Origin of the sequence: Pseudomonas sp. RA_35y_Pfl2_P32 (assembly GCF_963970735.1) — a bacterium.
Taxonomy (GTDB): Bacteria; Pseudomonadota; Gammaproteobacteria; order Pseudomonadales; family Pseudomonadaceae; genus Aquipseudomonas.
Genome location: NZ_CAXAQF010000433.1, coordinates 1 through 255, shown reverse-complemented (window position 1 = coordinate 255; position 255 = coordinate 1). Strand labels below are relative to the sequence as shown.

The 255-nt window shown below is 54.5% G+C and carries 1 pseudogene; it reads left to right on the top strand.

The features are described from left to right. Positions 1 to 255: pseudogene (locus tag AACY45_RS29040) on the top strand (hypothetical protein); the annotation flags it as partial.

The following is a 255-nucleotide window of genomic DNA, read 5'->3' as shown; positions in this document are numbered from 1 at the left end:
ATGTGCCGCACACAACCACAGGAAGGCGCAGAGACCTCGATTCTGGAGCTGTACCACAACGCCTTGGGCAACGTGCGCAACTACGCCTACTTTGAAAACCAGTACTTCCGCTACCCGCCGTTTGCCAAGCAGTTGCGTGAATTGGCGGCGGCTTACCGAAACAGAAAACGCAAAAAACCTCTCTATCTGTTCGTGGTGACCAACACCCCGAACTCCGGCAACTTCTCCAGTACCACCTATGCGACCTTGCAGGAA